This window comes from Acidovorax sp. FG42, from assembly GCF_057809195.1.
Genome location: NZ_JBMDJM010000012.1, coordinates 100,050 through 119,592 on the forward strand (window position 1 = coordinate 100,050; position 19,543 = coordinate 119,592).

The 19,543-nt window shown below is 66.6% G+C and carries 19 protein-coding genes; 14 read left to right on the forward strand and 5 right to left on the reverse strand.

Annotated features, from left to right (window positions below):
• The first annotated feature begins 6 nt into the window (after positions 1-6).
• The 5 genes from ACODSM_RS13985 to ACODSM_RS14005 all read left to right on the forward strand — a co-directional run bounded on the left by ACODSM_RS13985 (position 7) and on the right by ACODSM_RS14005 (position 5,980).
• Entirely contained in the window at positions 7-258 is a 252-nt protein-coding gene (locus ACODSM_RS13985; protein ID WP_488805677.1) for a hypothetical protein, read from the forward strand.
• Positions 259-300: 42 nt separating this feature from the next.
• On the forward strand, positions 301-930 hold the full coding sequence (locus ACODSM_RS13990; RefSeq protein WP_488805678.1) for a DUF3299 domain-containing protein: 630 nt from the start codon (positions 301-303) through the stop codon (positions 928-930).
• Positions 931-1,004: 74 nt separating this feature from the next.
• Positions 1,005-1,457 (forward strand): hypothetical protein, encoded by a 453-nt coding sequence (locus ACODSM_RS13995; protein WP_488805679.1) that lies wholly within the window; start codon positions 1,005-1,007, stop codon positions 1,455-1,457.
• Between the two features lie 484 nt (positions 1,458-1,941).
• Positions 1,942-4,059, forward strand: a complete 2,118-nt coding sequence (locus ACODSM_RS14000) for a TonB-dependent receptor domain-containing protein (protein WP_488805680.1) — start codon at positions 1,942-1,944, stop codon at positions 4,057-4,059.
• Between the two features lie 298 nt (positions 4,060-4,357).
• Positions 4,358-5,980 carry a PAS domain-containing protein gene (locus tag ACODSM_RS14005; RefSeq protein ID WP_488805681.1) on the forward strand — a complete coding sequence of 541 codons (1,623 nt, stop codon included), beginning with the start codon at positions 4,358-4,360 and terminating at the stop codon, positions 5,978-5,980.
• A 41-nt stretch (positions 5,981-6,021) separates the two neighbouring features.
• On the opposite strand, the gene modC is transcribed toward ACODSM_RS14005, so the two are convergent.
• From modC to modA, 3 genes are read right to left on the reverse strand one after another with little or no spacing between them, the layout of a single operon-like run.
• A complete protein-coding gene (gene modC, locus ACODSM_RS14010; RefSeq protein ID WP_488805682.1) occupies positions 6,022-7,110 on the reverse strand; it encodes a molybdenum ABC transporter ATP-binding protein in 1,089 nt (362 codons plus the stop codon).
• The gene (gene modB, locus ACODSM_RS14015) at positions 7,107-7,790 is read right to left on the reverse strand and encodes a molybdate ABC transporter permease subunit (protein ID WP_488805683.1); all 684 of its coding nucleotides are present in this window, start codon (positions 7,788-7,790) and stop codon (positions 7,107-7,109) included. Before modB ends, modC begins: the two co-directional genes overlap by 4 nt.
• Positions 7,791-7,828: 38 nt before the next feature.
• Positions 7,829-8,536: a molybdate ABC transporter substrate-binding protein gene (gene modA / locus ACODSM_RS14020; RefSeq protein ID WP_488805711.1), complete on the reverse strand. Its 708-nt coding sequence runs from the start codon at positions 8,534-8,536 to the stop codon at positions 7,829-7,831.
• Positions 8,537-8,691: 155 nt separating this feature from the next.
• Between modA and ACODSM_RS14025 the strand changes: the two genes are divergently transcribed.
• A complete protein-coding gene (locus ACODSM_RS14025) occupies positions 8,692-9,444 on the forward strand; it encodes a TOBE domain-containing protein (protein WP_209819638.1) in 753 nt (250 codons plus the stop codon).
• Between the two features lie 65 nt (positions 9,445-9,509).
• Here the strand turns inward: ACODSM_RS14025 and ACODSM_RS14030 are convergent, their stop codons facing one another.
• Positions 9,510-9,905: a DUF2845 domain-containing protein gene (locus tag ACODSM_RS14030; protein ID WP_488805684.1), complete on the reverse strand. Its 396-nt coding sequence runs from the start codon at positions 9,903-9,905 to the stop codon at positions 9,510-9,512.
• Positions 9,906-10,043: 138 nt separating this feature from the next.
• Between ACODSM_RS14030 and ACODSM_RS14035 the strand changes: the two genes are divergently transcribed.
• From ACODSM_RS14035 to ACODSM_RS14055, 5 genes are all read left to right on the forward strand, one after another.
• A complete protein-coding gene (locus tag ACODSM_RS14035) occupies positions 10,044-10,769 on the forward strand; it encodes a response regulator transcription factor (RefSeq protein ID WP_060985401.1) in 726 nt (241 codons plus the stop codon).
• Complete coding sequence (locus ACODSM_RS14040; protein ID WP_488805685.1) at positions 10,766-12,163, forward strand: sensor histidine kinase; 1,398 nt, start codon at positions 10,766-10,768, stop codon at positions 12,161-12,163. Before ACODSM_RS14035 ends, ACODSM_RS14040 begins: the two co-directional genes overlap by 4 nt.
• A 1-nt stretch (position 12,164) precedes the next feature.
• Positions 12,165-13,265: an ABC transporter ATP-binding protein gene (locus tag ACODSM_RS14045; RefSeq protein ID WP_488805686.1), complete on the forward strand. Its 1,101-nt coding sequence runs from the start codon at positions 12,165-12,167 to the stop codon at positions 13,263-13,265.
• Between the two features lie 84 nt (positions 13,266-13,349).
• A complete protein-coding gene (locus ACODSM_RS14050) occupies positions 13,350-14,054 on the forward strand; it encodes an HAD family hydrolase (protein WP_488805687.1) in 705 nt (234 codons plus the stop codon).
• 153 nt (positions 14,055-14,207) lie between these two features.
• Complete coding sequence (locus ACODSM_RS14055; protein WP_488805688.1) at positions 14,208-15,164, forward strand: AEC family transporter; 957 nt, start codon at positions 14,208-14,210, stop codon at positions 15,162-15,164.
• A gap of 27 nt (positions 15,165-15,191) precedes the next feature.
• Here the strand turns inward: ACODSM_RS14055 and pdxH are convergent, their stop codons facing one another.
• On the reverse strand, positions 15,192-15,833 hold the full coding sequence (gene pdxH / locus ACODSM_RS14060) for a pyridoxamine 5'-phosphate oxidase (protein WP_488805689.1): 642 nt from the start codon (positions 15,831-15,833) through the stop codon (positions 15,192-15,194).
• 104 nt (positions 15,834-15,937) lie between these two features.
• On the opposite strand from pdxH, the gene ACODSM_RS14065 reads away from it, so the two are divergent.
• The 3 genes from ACODSM_RS14065 to ACODSM_RS14075 all read left to right on the forward strand — a co-directional run bounded on the left by ACODSM_RS14065 (position 15,938) and on the right by ACODSM_RS14075 (position 19,416).
• Positions 15,938-16,510 (forward strand): TetR/AcrR family transcriptional regulator, encoded by a 573-nt coding sequence (locus ACODSM_RS14065; RefSeq protein WP_260667284.1) that lies wholly within the window; start codon positions 15,938-15,940, stop codon positions 16,508-16,510.
• A gap of 146 nt (positions 16,511-16,656) precedes the next feature.
• A complete protein-coding gene (locus ACODSM_RS14070; protein ID WP_056744839.1) occupies positions 16,657-17,118 on the forward strand; it encodes a (2Fe-2S)-binding protein in 462 nt (153 codons plus the stop codon).
• Between the two features lie 15 nt (positions 17,119-17,133).
• Positions 17,134-19,416 (forward strand): xanthine dehydrogenase family protein molybdopterin-binding subunit, encoded by a 2,283-nt coding sequence (locus tag ACODSM_RS14075; protein WP_488805690.1) that lies wholly within the window; start codon positions 17,134-17,136, stop codon positions 19,414-19,416.
• Positions 19,417-19,543: the final 127 nt, after the last annotated feature.

Genomic DNA, 19,543 nt, shown 5'->3' on the forward strand with positions numbered 1-19,543 from the left:
CCCACCATGAAGCACCTCATCTCCACGCTCGCCCTGGCCCCCATGCTCCTCGTTGGTGCGCTGGCCCACGCCCAAGCCCACAACGACAAGGACACCCAGGAAGACATCGCCCGCCACCGTGCGATGGCCGCGGCGCACGAGGCGGCTGCCAAGTGCCTGGAATCCGGCAAGGGCCATGACCAGTGCCAAAAAGACCTGCAGGCGGCATGCCGGAACCTGGCCATCGGAAAATACTGCGGCATGAAGCATGCGCACTGATCGCCTGTTTGTCTTGAAGCTTGTTGGCCCGGAGTCCCCGCCATGCCCCGCACCTTGAACCCCTTGCCCGTCACCGGCCAGATGGCTCGCCTGGCTTGTATTGCCGCCGCGTTGGCAGTGGCAGGCGGTACACATGCGCAGCAAGGCGGTGCCACCAAGCCCGCGCCGGGCGCTTTTGAGCGCGCCAAAGAAGGCGCGGCCGCAGCACCGGTGCTGTCGTCGCCCCTGCCTGCGGGTGCGGGCACTGCCGTGCCAGCCGGGTCGGGTGCGGGCTACCACAGCCCCAACAGCCCGATTGCCCCGCTGCCCCAGCGCAACGACGTGGTGCCCTGGTCGGTGCTGACCGATTTGAGCAAGAAGACCACCAAGGATGGCATCCTGCCCGTGTTCAACGACGCCCAGAAGGGCATGGACAAGACCACGCAGCGCATCCAGGGCTTCATGGTGCCGCTGGATGCCAAGCCGACGCAGACGCACTTCATCCTCACCTCCGTGCCGCTGACCTGCTCGTTCTGCACGCCGGGCGGGCCCGAGAGCATGGTCGAAATCAAGGCCAAGACGCCCGTGCGCTATTCGCTGGAGCCCGTGGTGGTGGAAGGCAAGTTCACCGTGCTCCCCAATGATCAATATGGCCTGTACTACCGCGTGGTGGACGCGGTGCCGGTGAAATAATCCACGGCTTTTGCTGCTGCAGCCTCTACGCCTTCGCCGCAATCCTTTTCCCTTTTGTTCCTGACGTGACCCGCGTGCTTCTTCGCCCCCAGTACCTGCCGTCCGCCGCGCTGCGCAGTGCGGTGGTGCGGCGCGTGGCGTTGGCGTGGCTGCTGCTGGCCCTGGTGGTCGTGCCCACGCTGGGGCGGCTGCACCAGGTGGTGCACGGGGGAGCGCTGGACCAGGCCCATGCCGGTCTGCTGGCCGCGCCGTCGTCGCTGCCCGGACAGCCGGCGTGGGACCCGGCCCCCACTGCGCAGCCCGCTGCCGCACCGGGCCACAGTCTGTGGCTGCCGTATCTGCTGGCCCACCACGCGCCGGTGGACTGCCTGTTGCTCGACCAGCTGGCGCTGGGCGACGCATTGCATGCCGCCCCGCTGGCGCTGCCTGCGGCTGATGCGCCACTGCCGCTGGCCATGCACGCGGCAGGGCGGGCGAGCACACCCCACATTGCGCTGTTCCACGCGCGCGGCCCACCGGTCGCCTGACGCGCAGCGCACCTCTAGGGACCCTCTGCACGAATCAAGCGGCAAGTGGGCGCAGCGGATCGGGAAGGGCTGCAAGGCGCAAAACGCAGCAATAGCGGTAGCTATTGCGAGTATTTGCAACGCGGCAGACCGCCCGAGCCCGCTGATGCACACGGCGCGCTGATCTGTGCAGAGGGTCCCTAGCCCCACCTTCTCAGTCGGCGTACCCGCTGTGTGCCTTGCAGGGCAACGCGGCGGTGTTGTGCCTGCAGGCGAGGGGCGTGGGGCGCGGTCTGTAGACCGCAATACGTAGGCTTGGCTGGCGGTTGCCAGCAGCCGCACCACGGTGTGCCCATCATTACTCCTGTTTTCATAGCTGCTTGCGCATATTTCACTAGCGCTTGCAGCGGTTTTTATTCATCAACTCGCGCCCAGGGCGCGGGTCGGCATGCGCAGGCGCGTTGGCACCGCCAGCGCCGCGCATGCCTTGTTGCAGGCCACCACCATGACCCACACCTTTTCTACCCACCGCTTTGTTTCTCGCCGCGCCCGTCCGGCCCTCCACCCCGTGGCCATGGCAACCCTGCTGGCGCTGTCCGGCACCAGCGTTGCCACCCGGGCGCAGACTGCGCCCGCGCCCGCTGCCGCGGCGGACGCCGCACCCAGCCTGCCCGCTGTCACCGTGTCGGCCAGCGGCCTGCAACTGGGCGCCAGCGACATGACCACCCCCGCCACCGTGCTCGAAGGCGATGAACTGGTGCGCCGCCGCGAGGCCACGCTGGGCGAAACGCTGAACAGCGAGCCCGGCATCACCAGCAGCCACTTTGGTGCTGGCGCCAGCCGCCCCATCATCCGCGGCATGGACGGCCCGCGCGTCAAGGTGCTGAGCGATGGCGCCGAGCTGCACGACGCCTCCACCATCAGCCCCGACCACGCGGTGGTGTCCGAGCCGCTGCTCGCCACGCAGATCGAGGTGCTGCGCGGCCCCTCGGCCCTGGTCTACGGCAACGGCGCCGTGGGCGGCGTGGTCAACGTGCTCGACGGCAAGGTGCCCACCGCCATCCCGCAAAAGGGCTACGAAGGCAGCGCCGAGCTGCGCGCCAACTCGGGGGCGGGCGAGGGCGCTGGGGCCTTCTCACTGACCGGCGGTGCGGGCAACCTGGCTGTGCACGTAGAGGGCGTGGCGCGGGATGCGGGCGATTACCGCGTGGGCAAGGGCTGGTCGGGCGGCAGCAAAGTGCTGGGCAGCTTCAACCGCACCGACACTGGCAGCGTGGGCCTGTCGTGGGTGGGCGACCAGGGCTACCTGGGTGCGGCCTACACCCGCCAGACCGCCAAATACGGCCTGCCTGGTCACAACCACAGCTTTGACGGCTGCCACACCCATGGCGACCACCTGCACTGCGGCGCCCATGCGGACGACGAAACCGACGGCCATGACCACGACCATGACGCTGCGGCAGGCGATGTGCCGGTGGTGGACCTGCGCAGCGAACGCTTTGACGTACGGGGCGAGCTGCGCAACCCGTTTGCCGGCTTCTCGGCACTGCGGCTGCGCGCGGGCGTTACCGACTACAAACACGACGAAGTCGAAGACGGCGCCATCAGCACGACCTTCAAGAACAAGGCCTACGACACGCGCGTGGAGCTGCAACACGAGCCCATCGGCGGCTTCAAGGGCGTGATCGGCCTGCAGACCTCGCAGCGCAAGTTCAGCGCCGAGGGCGAGGAGGCCTATGTGCAGCCCACCGTGACCCGCAAGACAAGCCTCTTCGTGCTGGAGGAGTACCGCTGGAACGACTGGCGCTTTGAAGCCGCCCTGCGCCACGACCGCCAGACGACAGAGGCCCAGACCAGCGGCATCGAGCGCAGCCACAACGGCACGTCGGCATCGCTGGGCGCGGTGTGGAAGTTCACGCCCGGCTACCAGGTGGGCACCTCGTTCACCCGCGCCAGCCGCGCCCCGTCGGCCGAAGAGCTGTACGCCCAGGGCCTGCACATGGCCACCAGCACGTATGAACGCGGCAACGCCGATCTGCGCTCCGAAATCTCGCAGAACATCGATGTCAGCCTGAAGAAGACCAGTGGCGACACCACCTTTGGCGTGAGCGTGTTCCGCAACCGCATCAACAACTACATCTACGGCCGCACGCTGGACGAGCTGGATGGCCTGCAGCTGCTGCAGTACAGCCAGGCCGACGCCACCTTCACCGGCATTGAAGGCCAGGTGCGTCAGCGCCTCACGCGCAATCTGGGCATCACGCTGTTTGGTGACACCGTGCGCGCCAAGTTGGACGGCGGTGGCCTGCTGCCGCGCATCCCGGCCACCCGCGCCGGTGTGCGGCTGGACGCCAACTGGCAGGCGTGGGAAGGGCAGGTGGAATGGGTGCAGGTGGCCCGCCAGAACCGCGTGGCCGACTTTGAAACCGCCACGCCCGGCTACGGCATGCTGAATCTGGGCGTGAGCTACAACGGCCAGTTCAGCAGCGGCACGCCCTGGCAGGTGTACCTGAAGGCCAACAACCTGACGGACCGCCTGGCCTATGCACACACCTCGTTCATCAAGACCGCTGCGCCGCTGATGGGCCGCAACATCACGCTGGGGGTGAAGGTAGCGTTCTGACGGTTGATGCCGTCGTGGCGTGCGTGAGCCAGCGCGGGGGAGGGCGTTGCTGGCTCACGAACCTTCAGGCTCCTAATCAGCCAGACCAGGGATGACTTGGATGCATGCCATACTTGGTTCACATGGTTGATTTTTCGATCCGTGAAGGCGCCGTCGCCTGAGTCCCCGTGATCGCGCACGCCCGGTGCTGGAACGGGAATGGCTCCCCGGCAGGCCGCCCAAAGCCGGCTGCGCGACACACCAAGGACTTGCTCAACGCGGCCCTGCATGTATCTGACCCGTATTGCGATATCCCTGCATGCCCACCACTCCCACGCCGTCCGCAAACCTGTTGCAACTGCTCCCCGAGGCGGTGGTGCAGACCGATGCGCTGTGGGAGATCACCTATCTGAACCCGGCGTGGCACAAGCTCACCGGCCATTCGGTGGAAGCCGCTCTGGGCAGGTCTTTGCTGGAGTTCGTGCATCCCGATGACATTGGCACCATGCGCTCAGGCATGCCGGTGTTCCGCCTGCGCTTTGCCGACGGGGACTACCGCTGGGTGCGTCTGCAGTTCCACCCCGAGACGGATGCGGCAGAGCGGGTGATCAGCCGCCAGGGTGTCCTGATCGAGATCACCGAGGTCACCGAGCAGGTGCTGGTGGAGGTGCGCCAGCGCTTTCTGCGCTTGCTGGAAACCATTGACGGCGTGGTGTGGGAGGCTGAAATTGGCGTGGGCAATACCTTTCTGAGCCCGCAGGTTGAACGCTTGTTCGGCTACTCCGTCGAGGAGTGGCGGGCCGACCCTGGCTTCTGGCGGGCGCATGTGCATCCCGATGATCTGGAAGAGGCCCTGCGCATCGACGATGCGGCCTACAACGCCACGCACAGCCATGCCTACGAGATGAGCTACCGGCTCATTGCCAAGTCGGGCAAGGTCGTGTGGGTGCGTGACCTGTGCCGCGCGGTGGTCGAGCCCGGCCGGCCAAACCGCATGATCGGCCTGATGATCGACGTCACCCAGCAGAAGAACACCGAAATCGATTTGGTGCGCTCCGAAAACCGCTATTCGCTGGCGACGCGCGGGTCCAATGACGGCATCTGGTATTGGGACTTGCGCACGGACACCCTGCATGTGTCAGGGCGCTTTCTCCAGATCGTCGGGCTAGGGAGCCGCGATCATGTGTATGAGGGCGGCTGGCGCTTTCTGGAGCAACTCATCGACCGCGAGGATCGCGCTCGCGTACAGGAGGCCTACAGCAGGCACCTGTCTGGAAACAGCGCGAACTTTTCGGTGGACTTCCGCGCGTTCCACGGAGCGGGGCGGCTGGTATGGGTCAATTGGCGCGGGCTCGCCGAGTTTGAAGACGGCGTTGCGGTGCGCATGGCGGGCTCGTTGAGCGATCTGGCCGAACGCGGCAGCTCCTACGATGCGCTGACCAACTTGCCTGGTCGGCCATTGTTCCGCGACCGCCTTGCGCAACTGATCACGCTGCACCAGGGCGACGGGGCGAACGGGGATGGAGTGCCCATGCGTGGTGGGGCCACTATGTTCGCTGTGCTGCTGCTGGACCTCAACGGGTTCAAGGCGGTCAATGACTGCTACGGACACCATGTGGGCGACCAGCTCTTGCAACAGGTGGCGCGGAGGCTCGAATCCTGCGTGCGGTCGGTGGATCTGGTCGCCCGCATGAGCGGCGACGAGTTCAATGTGCTGTTGGAGTCCATTGACCCCGCTGAAGCCAGCCAACGCGCCCAGCAGATTGCCGTCGCGCTTGCTGCGCCCTATGTGATTGGCGAACACACCGTGATCAGCGGCGCGAGTATCGGGTTGGTCAGCAGCGCGTCCAGGCTGGCGACGGTGGACGACTACCTGCGCGCGGCAGACACTGCCATGTACCGGGCCAAAAGTCAGTCACTCGGAGTGTGCGTGTTTCAGTAAGGCGCCGTATCCAGGCGCGGCTGCGGCGGCTAGTGGCTGGATCAGGGAACAATCGCCACCGATTTGACCTGGGCCCACACCGCGCTGCCGGGCACCACGCCCAGTGCGTGCAAGGACCGGTGGGTGACCCGCGCCAGCAAAAATGACTCGCCACAGCGCAGCCGCACTAGCGCTTGCGAAGGGTGTGCGTCGGGTGCTATGGAGTCGATCACGCAGGGCAGGTGGTTCTGGATGCTGGTCTGCAGGGGTTCCTGCACCGTCAGGCTCACGTCGCGGGCCAGCACCCGCAGCCGCACTGGCTGGCCCACAGGCAGGCCGCTGTCGCGCAGCCACATGGCGCCACCCGCAAAGCCCACGCGCGCCAGGTGCCAAGTAGTGTCCCGATCCAGCACCTGGCCGCGCAGTAGCGCGCCCGCGTCGTCGCCCAGCACCACCGGCAGTTGCACGGACGACAGCACCTGGTCCACCGGCCCGGCGGCCGTTACCTGGCCACCCTCCAGCACCACTAGGTGGTCGGCCAGCCGCGCCAGCTCGTCGGCGGAGTGCGTGACATACAGCATGGGAATGTGCAGCTCATCGCGCAGGCGCTCCAGCCAGGGCAGGATCTCCTGGCGCCGCGCCAGGTCAAGGGCGGCCATGGGTTCGTCCAGCAGCAGCAGGCGGGGGGAGGTTGCCAGGGCACGGGCAATCGCCACCCGCTGGCGCTCGCCGCCCGAGAGCTGGCCCGGCCGGCGTTGCAGCAGGCGGCTGATGCCGAGCAGATCGATGGCGGCCTGCAGCGTGGCCTCCGCCTGCGCAGACCGGACGCGCTTGAGGCCATACCGGAGGTTGCCCAGTACGTCGAGGTGCTCGAACAGGCTGGCCTCCTGGAACACATAGCCCAGCGCCCGCTGGTGGGTGGGCAGAAACACCTGGGCAGCATCGTCTTGCCACACCTCGCCGGCCACGGCCACCAGGCCAGGGCGTGCGCGCTCCAGCCCCGCCACACAGCGCAGCACGCTGGTCTTGCCCGAGCCCGATGCGCCGAACAGCACCGTGATGCCGCTGCCGGGCAGGTGCAGGTCCACATACAGTTCAAAGTCGGCCCGCGGCAGCGCGAGCCGGATGCGCAGGTCGCCGTACGCACTCATGGCAGCACCCGCGAGCCACGGTTCTTGAGCAGCGCCAGGCACAACAGCACCACGAACGAGAACAGCACCATGCCGCCCGCCAGCCAGTGCGCCTGGGCGTATTCCATGGCCTCCACATGGCCGTAGATCTGGGTGGAGACCACCCGTGTCTTGCCCGGGATGTTGCCGCCAATCATCAGCACCACGCCAAACTCGCCCACCGTGTGGGCAAAACTCAGGATGGCTGCGGTGAGCAGGCCGGTGCGGGCCTGCGGCAAGGCCACCGTGAAAAACGCATCCAGCGGGCTGGCCCGCAGGGTGGCGGCCACCTCCATCGGGCGGCGGCCCATGGATTCGAAGGCATGCTGCAGCGGCTGCACCGCAAATGGCATCGAAAACACCACCGAGCCAATCACCAACCCCGTGAAGGTGAACGAAAGCAGACCCCAGCCCATGGCCTGCGTAAGCTGCCCCAGCGGCCCGGCCGGCCCCATGGCCACCAGCAGGTAAAAACCGAGCACCGAAGGCGGCAACACCAGCGGCAGGGTCACGAAGGCGCCCACCGGCCCCTTCCACCAGGACTGCGTTTGCGACAGCCACCAGGCCAGCGGCGTGGCGATCAGCAGCAGCACGAGGGTGGTGAGGGTGGCGAGCTGCAGGGTCAGCCAGACGGCTTGCAGTGCTTCAGGGCCCAGGGGCATGGAGGAAAACGGCGGTGGCGGGGATGGGTGTGAGTATCTCAGTGCTCGTAGCCAAAGCCACGGATCACCGCCCGCGCCTTGTCACCCTTGAGGTATTGCAGCAACGCGGCCGCCGCGGCGTTGCCCTGGCCCTTGTTCAGCAGCACGGCGTCCTGGCGCAGAGGGGAGTAGAGCGTTGCAGGGACAGCCCACACCGAGCCCTCCACCAGGCGGCCATCGGCCATCACCTGCGACAGGGCGACAAAACCGAGCTGGGCATTCTGGGTGGCGACGAACTGATGGGTCTGGGCAATGTTCTCGCCCTGCACAAATTTGGGCCGCAGGGTGTTCAGCACGCCCAGTTGGGTCATCACTTCCACCGCGGCAGCTCCATAGGGCGCAAGCTTGGGGTCGGCCACCGCGATCTTGTCAAAGTTGCCGGATTTGAGCACCTGGCCTTGGGCATCCACCAGACCGGGCTGCTTGCTCCAAAGAGCCAGTTTGCCAATGGCGTAGGTGAAGCGGCTGGCATCGACCGCCAGGCCTTCCTTGGCCAACTTGGTCGGGGTTTCGTCGTCGGCGGACAGCAGCAGGTCAAACGGCGCGCCGTTCTTGATCTGCGCATAGAACCGCCCGGTGGAGCCAAAAGCCAGCGTGGCTTTGTGGCCGGTGTCCTGCTCGAACAGGCGGGCAATCTTTTGCATCGGGGCCGTGAAGTTAGCCGCCACGGCTACCGACACCTCGCCCGCATGGGCTGAAAACGCCATCGCCAAGGAGGTGGCCAGGGACAAAAGAAAACGCTTCACGACAACCTCGCTATTCTTTTATGGAATAGCGAGACTGTAGCATGGCCGCTGCTGCGCTATTCCACTAATGAACAGCGATGACGCAACCGCCTGCATCGCGCAGTTAACATGCGCGCATGAGCAATTCTTCCCTGCCCCTGGCCGATGTGCTGGGCCACGAGGTCACGGACAAACGCATCGACATCCTTCGCCGCATCGGCGAGGTGGGCTCCATTTCCGAGGCGGCGCGGGGCGCGGGCGTGAGCTACAAGGCCGCCTGGCAGGCGCTGGAGACGCTGACCAACCTGGCCGGCGTGCCGCTGGTCGAGAAGGTGGTGGGCGGCACCGGCGGCGGCGGGGCTGCACTTACCCCGGCAGGCCAGCGGGTGCTGCAGGCCGCCCACGCGCTGGCCGCTGCGCGCCGGCAGGTGCTGAGCCGACTGCACAGCGACGACGACGCAGCCACCGGCCGCGCCGCCTTGGCGCTGCGCACCAGCATGCGCAACCAGTTTCCTTGCACCGTGGGCAAGGTGCGGGCCGTGGGCGGGCAGGTGCGTGTGCAGCTGCTGCTGGCGGATGGGCAGGCGCTGCACGCATCCATCACCCGGGTCAGCGCACAGTTGCTGGATTTGAAGGCTGGGCTGGGTGTGCTGGCGCTGTGCAAGGCAACAGCGGTTCAGGTGGCCCCGGACCCGGCCAGTCCCGCAGGCAATTCCATGGCCGGGGTGGTGCGGAGCGTGGCCCGGGGCGCTGCCCCCGAGGTGGTGCTGCAGCTGCCCAGCGGCATCCAGCTGGTGGGCTTTGCTGCTGCGGGGGTCAAGGTTCGAACGGGCCAGCAGGCCACGGCGGTTTTTGACGAATCCAGCATCGTCATCGCCGCGACTTTTTGAGGGTTGACCGCCCTCCAGCGCGTTTAAGAACCTGTTCAAACAGCCAGGAGGGCCAGAGGCCCCCACTACCGGCTGCGGTCGCCGTCGCGCACAGATTCGATGGCGCCGTTGTAGATGCGAACCACCCCCAGAAAGGTGCCAGGCCCCCGGTCGTACGTCCACTCTTCCATGGGTACGCACTGGTTGGCCAGCACCGCAGCGGGGCTACCCGGGCGATTGGGGGTCACCACCCAGCCCAGCTGCAGCATGGAAACGCACACGCCCTGGCGGTAGATGGGGTCACCACATTTCTGGAGCAGGGTCACCGGAGAGTCTCCCTTGCCCACCAGCGAACCATTGCAGCGCAGGGACTGCGAGGCTTGGGCGGGCAGCACCGTGCACAGGGCCAGTGCAGCTGCCAGCAGTTGCAAGGTCTTTCGGCAAGTGCCTGACGGCGCGGGCTGGGTCAAAAGTGATCTCATGGCGGCGGATTCCAAAGGGCTGGACCTCACTGTACAGCGGCCCGCCGCAGAAGGACGAACCCGCCTTTCGCTTCGCTTTCATCGCCCGTCCGTAGAAGCACAGTGGCCCGGGCCTGCCACAGGCGGCATGATCGGGGGATGAAACTGCTGTTGGTCGAGGACGATTTTGATCTGGCTGGCGCCCTGAGCCGCAGCCTGGTGGCGCGTGGATTCGAGGTGTTGTGCTGTGCCGATGGCAAGGAGGCCCTGGCGGCCGCGCGGCGGACCGCGTTTGACGTGATCACGCTCGACTTGTCGCTGCCGGGCCTGGACGGGCTGGAGGTGCTACGGCGCCTGCGCGATGGCGGTAGCACCACGCCGGTACTGGCATTGACCGCCCGCGCGGCCGTCACGGACCGGGTGGCAGGGCTGGAGGCCGGGGCCGATGACTACCTGGCCAAGCCGTTTGACCTGGACGAACTGGTGGCGCGGCTGCGAGCCCTCACGCGCCGCGTGGGGCGCGACGGGCAGTTGCGCTGCGGCGCTCTTTACCGCGAGCCGGGCAGTGGCGTGTTCTACAACGATGCCTTGCCGCTGGAGTTGTCGCAGCGGGAGTCCGAACTGCTGCGGCTGCTGATGTCGCGCGTGGATCGGGTGGTCAGCAAGGAAGAGCTGCGCACCCAGGTGTTTGCCAACACGGACGAGCAGGTGCAAGCCGATGCGGTGGAAGTGGTGGTGCACCGGCTGCGCAAGAAGCTGGTGGGCACCAACGCCGAGATCGTGACCTTGCGCGGCGTGGGCTACCTGCTGTGCGACGCCGACAGCATGGCCGCCCACAAGACGGACAAATCCGAAAAATCCGACAAAGGCGGGGTGGCCCGGTGACGCTGCGCTGGTGGCAGCAGCGGCCCTGGCGGCCGCGTGGCGGCTCGTTGCAGCGGTTGTTGCTGGTGTGCTGGCTGGTGCCGCTGTGGGCGCTGGTGGCCGTGATCTGCGCGGTGCAATGGGCCTACCAGGCGCAGCAGGACGCCGCTGCGCAGGACGAGGCCCTGCGCCAGGCGCTGGTGCATTGGCCTGCTGATCTATCAGTGGACCCGGCTACATCTTTGCCTGCCCAGCCAGCGCCCGGGGTCTGGTACCGCGAGAGCAATCTGGACGGCGAACGCCTGGCGGGCAACGCCGACCTGCAGCGTGTGCCCCCCACCGAGGCGGTACGTGACCCGGGTGCCGTGCATTTCTACCTGGCGCAAGTGGGCGACCGGCTGGTGCGGGTGGCCGTGACCCTGTACCAGCCCACCGTGGCGAAGGGCGGGCAAGCCATGGCTGCGCCCGTGGTGCGCCAGGTGGCGCGCCCGCTGGGCGAGCGCCTGCCCGGTGCGCGCAGCCTGCTGGGCGGTGGCCCGGGCCTGTGGTGGGTGCTTCTGCTGGCCCTGGCCATGACCTTCGTGGCGGTGCTGCTGGCGCGGGCGGCATCGGGCTGGCTGCAACATGCCGATGTGTCGCTGATGGGGCCGCTGAGCACCGACGCTGCGGGCACTGCAGACCGCATTTACGAAGGCCCGTCAGAACTCGCGCCCGCCGTGCAGCATTTTGCCGAGCTGCAACTCAGCCAGAGCCGCTGGATCGAGGAGCAGCGGCGCTTTCTGGCCGATGCCACCCACCAGCTGCGCACCCCCATGGCCGTGCTGCGCACCCAGCTGCAGGCCGCCATGGCAGGCGACATACTGGTGGGCGATGCGCTGCAGCAGATGCTGCACACCGTAGACCGCGCCTCGGGCCTGGCCAACCAGTTGCTCAGCCTGAGCAAGGTAGAACAGCTCAAGCGCATGGGCGAGCTGCCCAGCGTGGACCTGAACGCGATTGCCCGCGAGGCCGTGATGGAACTGGCCCCGCTGATTGCGGCCAAGCGGCTCGACTTTGCGCTGGAGGGGCCTGAAACGCTGTGGGCACCCGGCGACGCGGCGCTGCTGGGCGAGCTGATGCGCAACCTGCTGGCCAACGCCATCCACCACACGCCCGTCCACGGGCGGCTGGGGGTGCTGCTGCGCGACAGCACGGGGCGGCGCGAGGTACTGGTGTGGGACGAGGGCCCCGGTATCGACGATGCTGTGCGGCAGCGATTGTTCCAGCCGTTTTCGGCCGGGCAGGGGGGGGTGGGCCTGGGGTTATCCATCTGCCGGCAGATTGCCGAGGCAATGGGCGCGCAGGTCACGCTGTTCAACCGCATGGATGCGGGGCAGGTCATCGGCGTGGATGCCGTCGTGGCCTGGGAAGAATGAGATGCCCGTGACGCCCCCCTCTGAGACACCAACCGTGCATGGCATCGAGTTCCGGGATGTCAGCAAGCGGTACGGCTCATCGCCCGACGCTCCGCTGGTGGTGGACCACATCAGCTTCAGCGTGCCGCGCGGCACGCTCACCACCATCCTCGGGCCGTCGGGCTGCGGCAAGACAACCACGCTGCGCCTGATTGCCGGGCTCGAATCACCCACATCGGGCCGCATCTTTATCGACGGGCAGGATGTGACCCCCCTCGGCCCGGCGCAGCGCAATGTGAGCCTGGTGTTCCAGAACTACGCGCTGTTTCCGCACATGAACGTCATCGACAACGTGGTCTACGGCTTACACCTTTCGGGCCTGGGCAGCCAGCAGGTGCGCGAAAAGGCCCGCGCCATGCTCGACACCGTGGGCCTGCACGGCCTGGACCAGCGCAGGCCGCATGAGCTGTCAGGCGGGCAGCAGCAGCGCGTGGCGCTGGCCCGCGCGCTGGCGCTGGAGCCCGCCGTGCTGCTGTTCGACGAACCCCTGTCCAACCTGGATGCCCGCCTGCGCCGCGCGATGCGCGAGGAGATTCGCGCCCTGCAGCAGCGCCTGAAGCTCACTGTGGCCTATGTCACCCACGACCAGTCCGAGGCCCTCGCCGTCAGCGACCAGATCGTGGTGATGGACCGGGGCGCCATCGCCCAGCGCGGAGTGCCCAGCGCGCTGTACGAGCAACCCACGTCCGAGTTTGTGGCGGGCTTCATGGGCGAGGCCATGCTGTTCGCAGCCCAGAACCACGCGCCCAGCCCGGGCAGCACCGCAGACACCGGGTATGCGCAGCTGGGCCCGCTGCGCGTACCGTCACCCGCCGCACTGCCTACAGGCCCGGTCAAGATCGCCGTGCGCCCGGAGGCCTGGGTGATTGGCCCGGCCACATCGGCAGGCCTGGCCGCGCGGGTCATCCGCTGCACCTACCTGGGCAGCGTCATGGAATACACGTTTGCCAGCGCCCTGGGCGCCATTTTTGTGGTGTCGCCCCTGGTGGAGTTGCCGCTGGATGTGGGCGCCCCGGTCAGCCTGACACTGGCAGACCATGGCGTATCCGTGGTGGCTGGATAAGAACCTGTTCAAAGGTGCGCGGCTTTTGCCCTGTATGCGCCCGGCATGCGCCACACCGTTTTGTTAACCCCCTTTTGATGAGCCATGCCTCTGGACTACACCGTTGCTGTTTTTGACCTGGATAACTGCCTGATGGATGCGCGGGCGGTGGGCCCTTTGTTTGAGCCCGCTTTCGAGGCTGTGCGGCAAGCCAACCAGGGCGCACTGAGCCCGCAGGCCCTGGACCAGGCGCTGCAGGCTTGCTGGTTCACTGCGTTCGACCTGGTGGCCCAGCGCCACCATTTCACTCCCGCGATGCGTGCGGCCGGGTGGCAGCAGTTCAGCCAGATGAAGGCCAGGCCGCCGCTGCAGGGCTATGCCGACATCGACCTGCTGCCTCGCATTCCGTTGCGGCGCTACCTGGTCACCAGCGGCTTTCAGCGCCTGCAGGACAGCAAGATCGATGCACTGGGAATACGCCCCTGGTTTGAGCAAGTCCTCATCGACGCGATTGACGCACCACCCACCGATGCCGGGCACGGCAAGCAGGCCCTCTTTGAACAGATCCTGGCCCGCGAGGGTTGCACGCCCCGCCAGATGCTGGTGGTGGGCGACAACCCCTTGTCCGAGCTGGCGGCCGGGCGCGCGCTGGGAGCCACCACCGTCCAGACCGTGCGGCCGGGTGTCGAGCCCTGGCCTCTGGCAGACCACCGGGTGGAGGGGCTGCAAGGGCTGCTGGCCCTGCTGTCGGCGGACGCACCGCGCGCCGCAGCAGATACGCCCCCGGCGGGCGCAGGCCAGAGGATTTGAAAGAAATCGGCGCCAAGCGCTAGTGGAGTATGCGCTGATAGCTATTAAAAATATAGCGTGGTATCGCTGTACGCCAGACACACTACGCCTGGTCGGCAGAGATGATGGGAGACAATCGGCGCCCACCCTTGCCGACCTGGCGCGCTTTTCTCCGTGAACTCTCCTGTCTTCACCTCGCTGATCCCCGTCATCCTGTTCATTGCCATCGGCTTTTATGTGGGGCGGCGCGGCTGGATACGTGCCGAGTCCGTCAAGGACCTGGCCAACCTCGTTTTCATGGTGCTCACGCCCGCGCTGCTGTTTCGCACCATGAGCACGGTGCACATCGAAGACCTCAACTTCGGCCCCGTGGGCATCTACTTTGTGGCGTTTGGTGTGGTCTATGCCGCCACGCTGGCGGTGCAGGGCTTCAACACGCTGGGCGCCGCGCGGGCGCTGGCCAACACCTTCAGCAACACGCTGATGATCGGCGTGCCGCTGGTGGGCCTGGTGTTTGGCGAGGCAGGGCTGGTCACATTGTTCACGCTGATCTCGGTGCACTCGCTCATCCTGCTGACTGCGGCCACGGTGGTGTTCGAGCTGGCGGCCGCGCGCGAACATGCCGGGCGCCCGGGCGGGGTGCAGCAGCCCATGTGGCGCACGGTGCTGCAGGCCATCCGCAACGGCATCGTGCACCCGGTGCCGCTGCCCATCATCGCGGGCCTGCTGTTTGCGCAGACCGGGCTGGTGGTGCCCGAGGTGGTGGGCAAGCCCCTGCAGCTGCTGGGCCAGGCGCTGGGGCCGATTGCGCTGCTGCTGGTGGGGGTGACGCTGGCATTCACCAAGGTCGGCCACCAGTTCAAGGCCGCGCTGCGCATTGCGCTGGTGAAGTGTGTGGTGCACCCGCTGGTGCTGGCCAGCATGGGCTGGGCGCTGGGCCTGTCGGGCATGCCGCTGGCCGTGATGATCGTCGCGGCATCGCTGCCCGTCGGGGCCAACGTGTTTTTGTTCTCGCAGCGCTACCGCGTGGCAGAGGAGGAGGTGACGGCCAGCGTGGCGGTGTCCACCGCCATGGGGTTGGTGACCATGCCGGTGGTGATTTTGGCGGTCACTCGCTGGGTCGCGGGCTGAGCCAGCGGCCCAGGGCCCAGGTTCAGGTCAGGGCGCCAGCCGCTCCCGCACCCATTCGCCCGCGTCCAGCCGGTAGCGCAGCCGGTCATGCAGACGGCTCTTGCGCCCCTGCCAGAACTCCCACTGGTCGGGCTTGAGGCGGTAGCCGCCCCAGTGCGGGGGGCGGGGCGGTTTCAGCATGAATTGCGCACCGTACTTGGCCGCGTTGGCCACCAGCACGCTGCGGCCTGCAATGACCTGGCTTTGCGGGCTGGCCCAGGCGCCGATGCGCGAATCCAGAGGGCGGCTGCTGAAGTATTCGTCGCTTTCCTCGTCGCTGACCTTCTCCACCACGCCTTCGATACGCACCACACGCTCCAGCTCCACCCAGTGGAACTGCAGCGCTGCAAACGGGTTGCCCGCAATCTGGCGGCCCTTGCGGCTGTCGTAGTTGGTAAACCAGACAATGCCGCGCTCGTCATAACCCTTGATGAGCACGATGCGTGTGCTGGGCCGCAGGTCGCTGCCCACTGTGGCGAGGGTCATGGCATTGGGCTCGGGCACTTCGGCGCTGATGGCTTCCTTGAGCCACTGGTCAAACTGCTGCAGAGGGGCAGCGTGCGAGGCGTCTTCGTTGAGTTCGGCGCGCTCGTAGCTCTTGCGAAGGTCGGCGATGGAGTTCGTGGTCATGGCCACGATTGTGCATCCCCCGTACGATGTCGCTTTGCGCCAGGGTCTGTGCAGTGGGTTTTTGATAGTGGTCGAATTTATGTTCGTTTATATTCCTGGTTCCGATGAAACCCAAAGACGACGAGAAACAGCGCGCCATTGCCCAGGCCACCTTTGACCTGGTGGCCCAGCGCGGCTTGAGCGGCCTGACCCTGGCCGACATTGCCCGGGCAGCGGGTGTGGCCACGAGCACGCTGTACGTGTACTACCCGTCCAAGGACGAACTGATCAGCCAGCTGTACCAGGATGCCAAGACCGTGACGGCCGCGCGCATCATGGACGGCATAGAACCTGGCATGCCCTACCGCGCACGGGTGCGCCGCGCCTGGGGTAATCTGCTGCGCCATCGGCTGGACCAATACGCCGAGGTGGTGTTCCAGGAGCAGTACTACAACTCGCCCTGGTTCACCCAGGGCAATCGCGAATTTTCGACCCGGCTGATGGCGGGCTTTTTTGCGCTGATGGAAGAAGGCCAGCAGCAGGAGATTCTCAAGGCCGTGCCCATTCCGCTGCTCACGGCCAGCCTGGTGGGCTCGGTGCGGGAGACCGGCAACCTGATCCGCACCCAGGTGCTGCCCGATGACGAGGCCGTGCACCAAATGGCGTTTGGCCTGTGCTGGGACGCCATCAAGGCGTAAATCGTGCCGCTGCAGAAACTCGAATTTTGCGGTTTAATCGAATGGTTATTCTCTTAAAACAACAAAGCGGCTTGATGTCTGCCCGCGCCGCCCTACCGATTGCGCTGTGCTTTTGAGCGCTGACCTTCACCCCAAGGAGTCCCACGATGCCCACCCTCAATATCAACGGCAAAGACACGGCCGTGGATGCCGACGAATCCACCCCCATCCTCTGGGCCCTGCGCGACACGCTGGGCATGACCGGCACCAAGTTTGGCTGCGGCCAGGCGCTGTGCGGTGCGTGCACCGTGCACCTGAACGGCGCGCCGGTGCGGTCCTGCATCACGCCCATCTCGGCGGCGGCAGGCCAGAAGATCACCACCATTGAAGCCATTGCCGCCGACGACAAGGTGGGCAAGGCCGTGCACGCCGCCTGGGTCAAGCACGACGTGGCCCAGTGCGGCTACTGCCAGAGCGGCCAGATCATGAGCGCCACCGCGCTGCTCAAGGGCAAGAAGAAGCCCTCCGACGCCGACATCGACGCTGCCATGGCCGGCAACGTGTGCCGCTGCGGCACCTACGTGCGCATCCGCGCCGCCATCCACGACGCTGCCAAGACCCTGGCCTGATTGAAGGAGACCACCATGCACTTCGAACCCCATGCCCTGCAGGGCCAGGCACAACATTTCATGCCAAAACACCTCCAAGCGCTAGTGGATAAAGCGCAGGGCGCTATGAATTCAGGAGCTTTTGATGCGTCGGAAGGTGTGGCTCGCCGCACCTTCCTCAAGGTGTCGGCTGCCTCGGGCTTTGCGCTGGGCGCATTTCCCCTGGTGTCTGCTGCACAGGGCGCAGCCGCTGCGGCGCCCGCAGGCCTCAAGCCGCACGAGCAGCCCTCGGCCTTTGTGCGCATTGATGCCGATGGCACGGTCACCGTCACCATCAACCGGCTGGACTTTGGCCAGGGCGTGCAGACCGGCCTGCCCATGATCCTGGCCGAGGAACTGGATGCCGACTGGAGCAAAGTGCGCAGCGTGCACGGCGACGCCAACCCGGCCTATGCCGACCCTGCGTTCGGCATGCACCTCACGGGCGGCTCCAACTCCATCAAGAACTCGTACACCCAGTACCGCGAGCTGGGCGCACGCACCCGGGCCATGCTGGTCGGTGCTGCTGCCGCGCAGTGGGGTGTGGACGCGTCGGCCCTGCGCACCAGCAACGGCTTTGTGGTCGGCCCCGGCGGCAAGAAACTGGGCTATGGCCAGTTGGCTGAAGCCGCCATGAAGCAGCCCGTGCCCGAAAAGGTCACCTTGAAGGACCCCAAGCAGTTCCGCCTGATCGGCAAGCCCACCGGGCGTCTGGATGCCAAGGCCAAGTCGAGCGGCCAGCAGCACTACGGCATTGACGTGCGTCTGCCCGGCATGCTGACGGCCGTGGTGGCCCGCCCGCCCGTGTTTGGCGCCAAGGTGAAGTCGCTGGACGACAGCGCCGCCAAAGCCATCAAGGGCGTAAAGGCCGTGCTGCGCGTGCCCACCGACCGGGGCGGCGAGGGCATTGCCATCGTGGCCGACGGCTACTGGCCCGCCAAGCAGGGGCGCGACGCGCTGAAGGTGGAATGGGACACCAGCGCGGTGACCAAGCCCGACACCACCGCGCTGCTGGCGCAGTACCGCGAACTGGCCGTCAAGCCGGGCAACGTGGCCATGCAGGCCGACATGGCGCCACTGGCGGGCGCCCCCCACAAGATCAGTGCCGAGTTCGTCTTCCCCTACCTGGCGCATGCGCCCATGGAGCCGCTCAACTGCACCGTGAAACTGGACGGCGACCAAGCCGAACTCTGGATGGGCACGCAAATGCCCGGCCTGGACGCGATGGCCGCCGCCAAGACGCTGGGCCTGCAGCCGCAGAACGTCAAGGTCAACACGCAGATGGCCGGTGGCGGCTTTGGCCGCCGCGCCATCCCCACCAGCGACTACGTGGTGGAGGCCTGCGGCGTGGCCAAGGCCGCGCGCACTGCGGGCATCACCGCGCCCGTGCGCACGTTGTGGAGCCGCGAAGACGACATCAAGGGCGGCTACTACCGCCCCATGCACGTGCACCGCGCCGAGATCGGCTTTGACGCCAAGGGCCAGATCCTGGCGTGGGACCACACTATCGTCGGCCAGTCCATCACCAAGGGCTCGCCGTTCGAGGCCTTCATGATCAAGAACGGCATTGACGCCACGGCCATCGAAGGCATGAAAGAGCCCTACGACGTGCCCATGAAGCTGTCGGTGCACCACCCGGACGTGAACGTGCCGGTGCTGTGGTGGCGCAGCGTGGGTTCCACCCACACGGCCTACGCCATGGAGACGCTGATCGACGAAGTGGCCCGCACCACCAAGCAAGACCCCGTGGCCTACCGCCTGGCCCTGATGGGCGACAAGCACCCGCGCCACAAGGCGGCGCTGCAACTGGCCGTCGCCCAGTCGGGCTACGGCAAGAAGAAGCTGGCCGCCGGCCGCGCCTGGGGCGTGGCGGTGCACGAGTCGTTCGAGTCGGTGGTGGCCTATGTGGTCGAGGCGTCCGTCAAAAACGGCACGCCCAAGCTGCACAGCATCACCGCCGGCGTGCATTGCAACCTGGTGGTCAACCCCAAGAGCGTGGAAGCCCAGGTGCAAGGCGCCGCGCTGATGGGCCTGGGTACCTGCCTGCCCGGTGCCGCCATCACGCTCAAGGACGGTGTGGTGGAGCAGAGCAACTTCGGCGACTACGCCGTGGCCCGCATCACCGACATGCCGCAGGTGACGGTGCATATCGTGCCCAGCGCCGATCCGCCAAAGGGCATGGGTGAGCCTGGATTGCCGCCGCTGGCACCTGCGTTTGCCAATGCCATCGCACAGATCACGGGCAAGACGCCACGCGAGCTGCCGTTTAAGTTGGCTTGATAAAGCTTGTTGGAGTGAGAGCGCCGGGTTTGGGAGAACCCGGCGCTTTTTTTATGACTCGTTCGGTTGTGTCAGTTCGGCGTGCGAGTCATTTCTCTGTTTGTGTTTGGTGACCAGCATTTAGCCT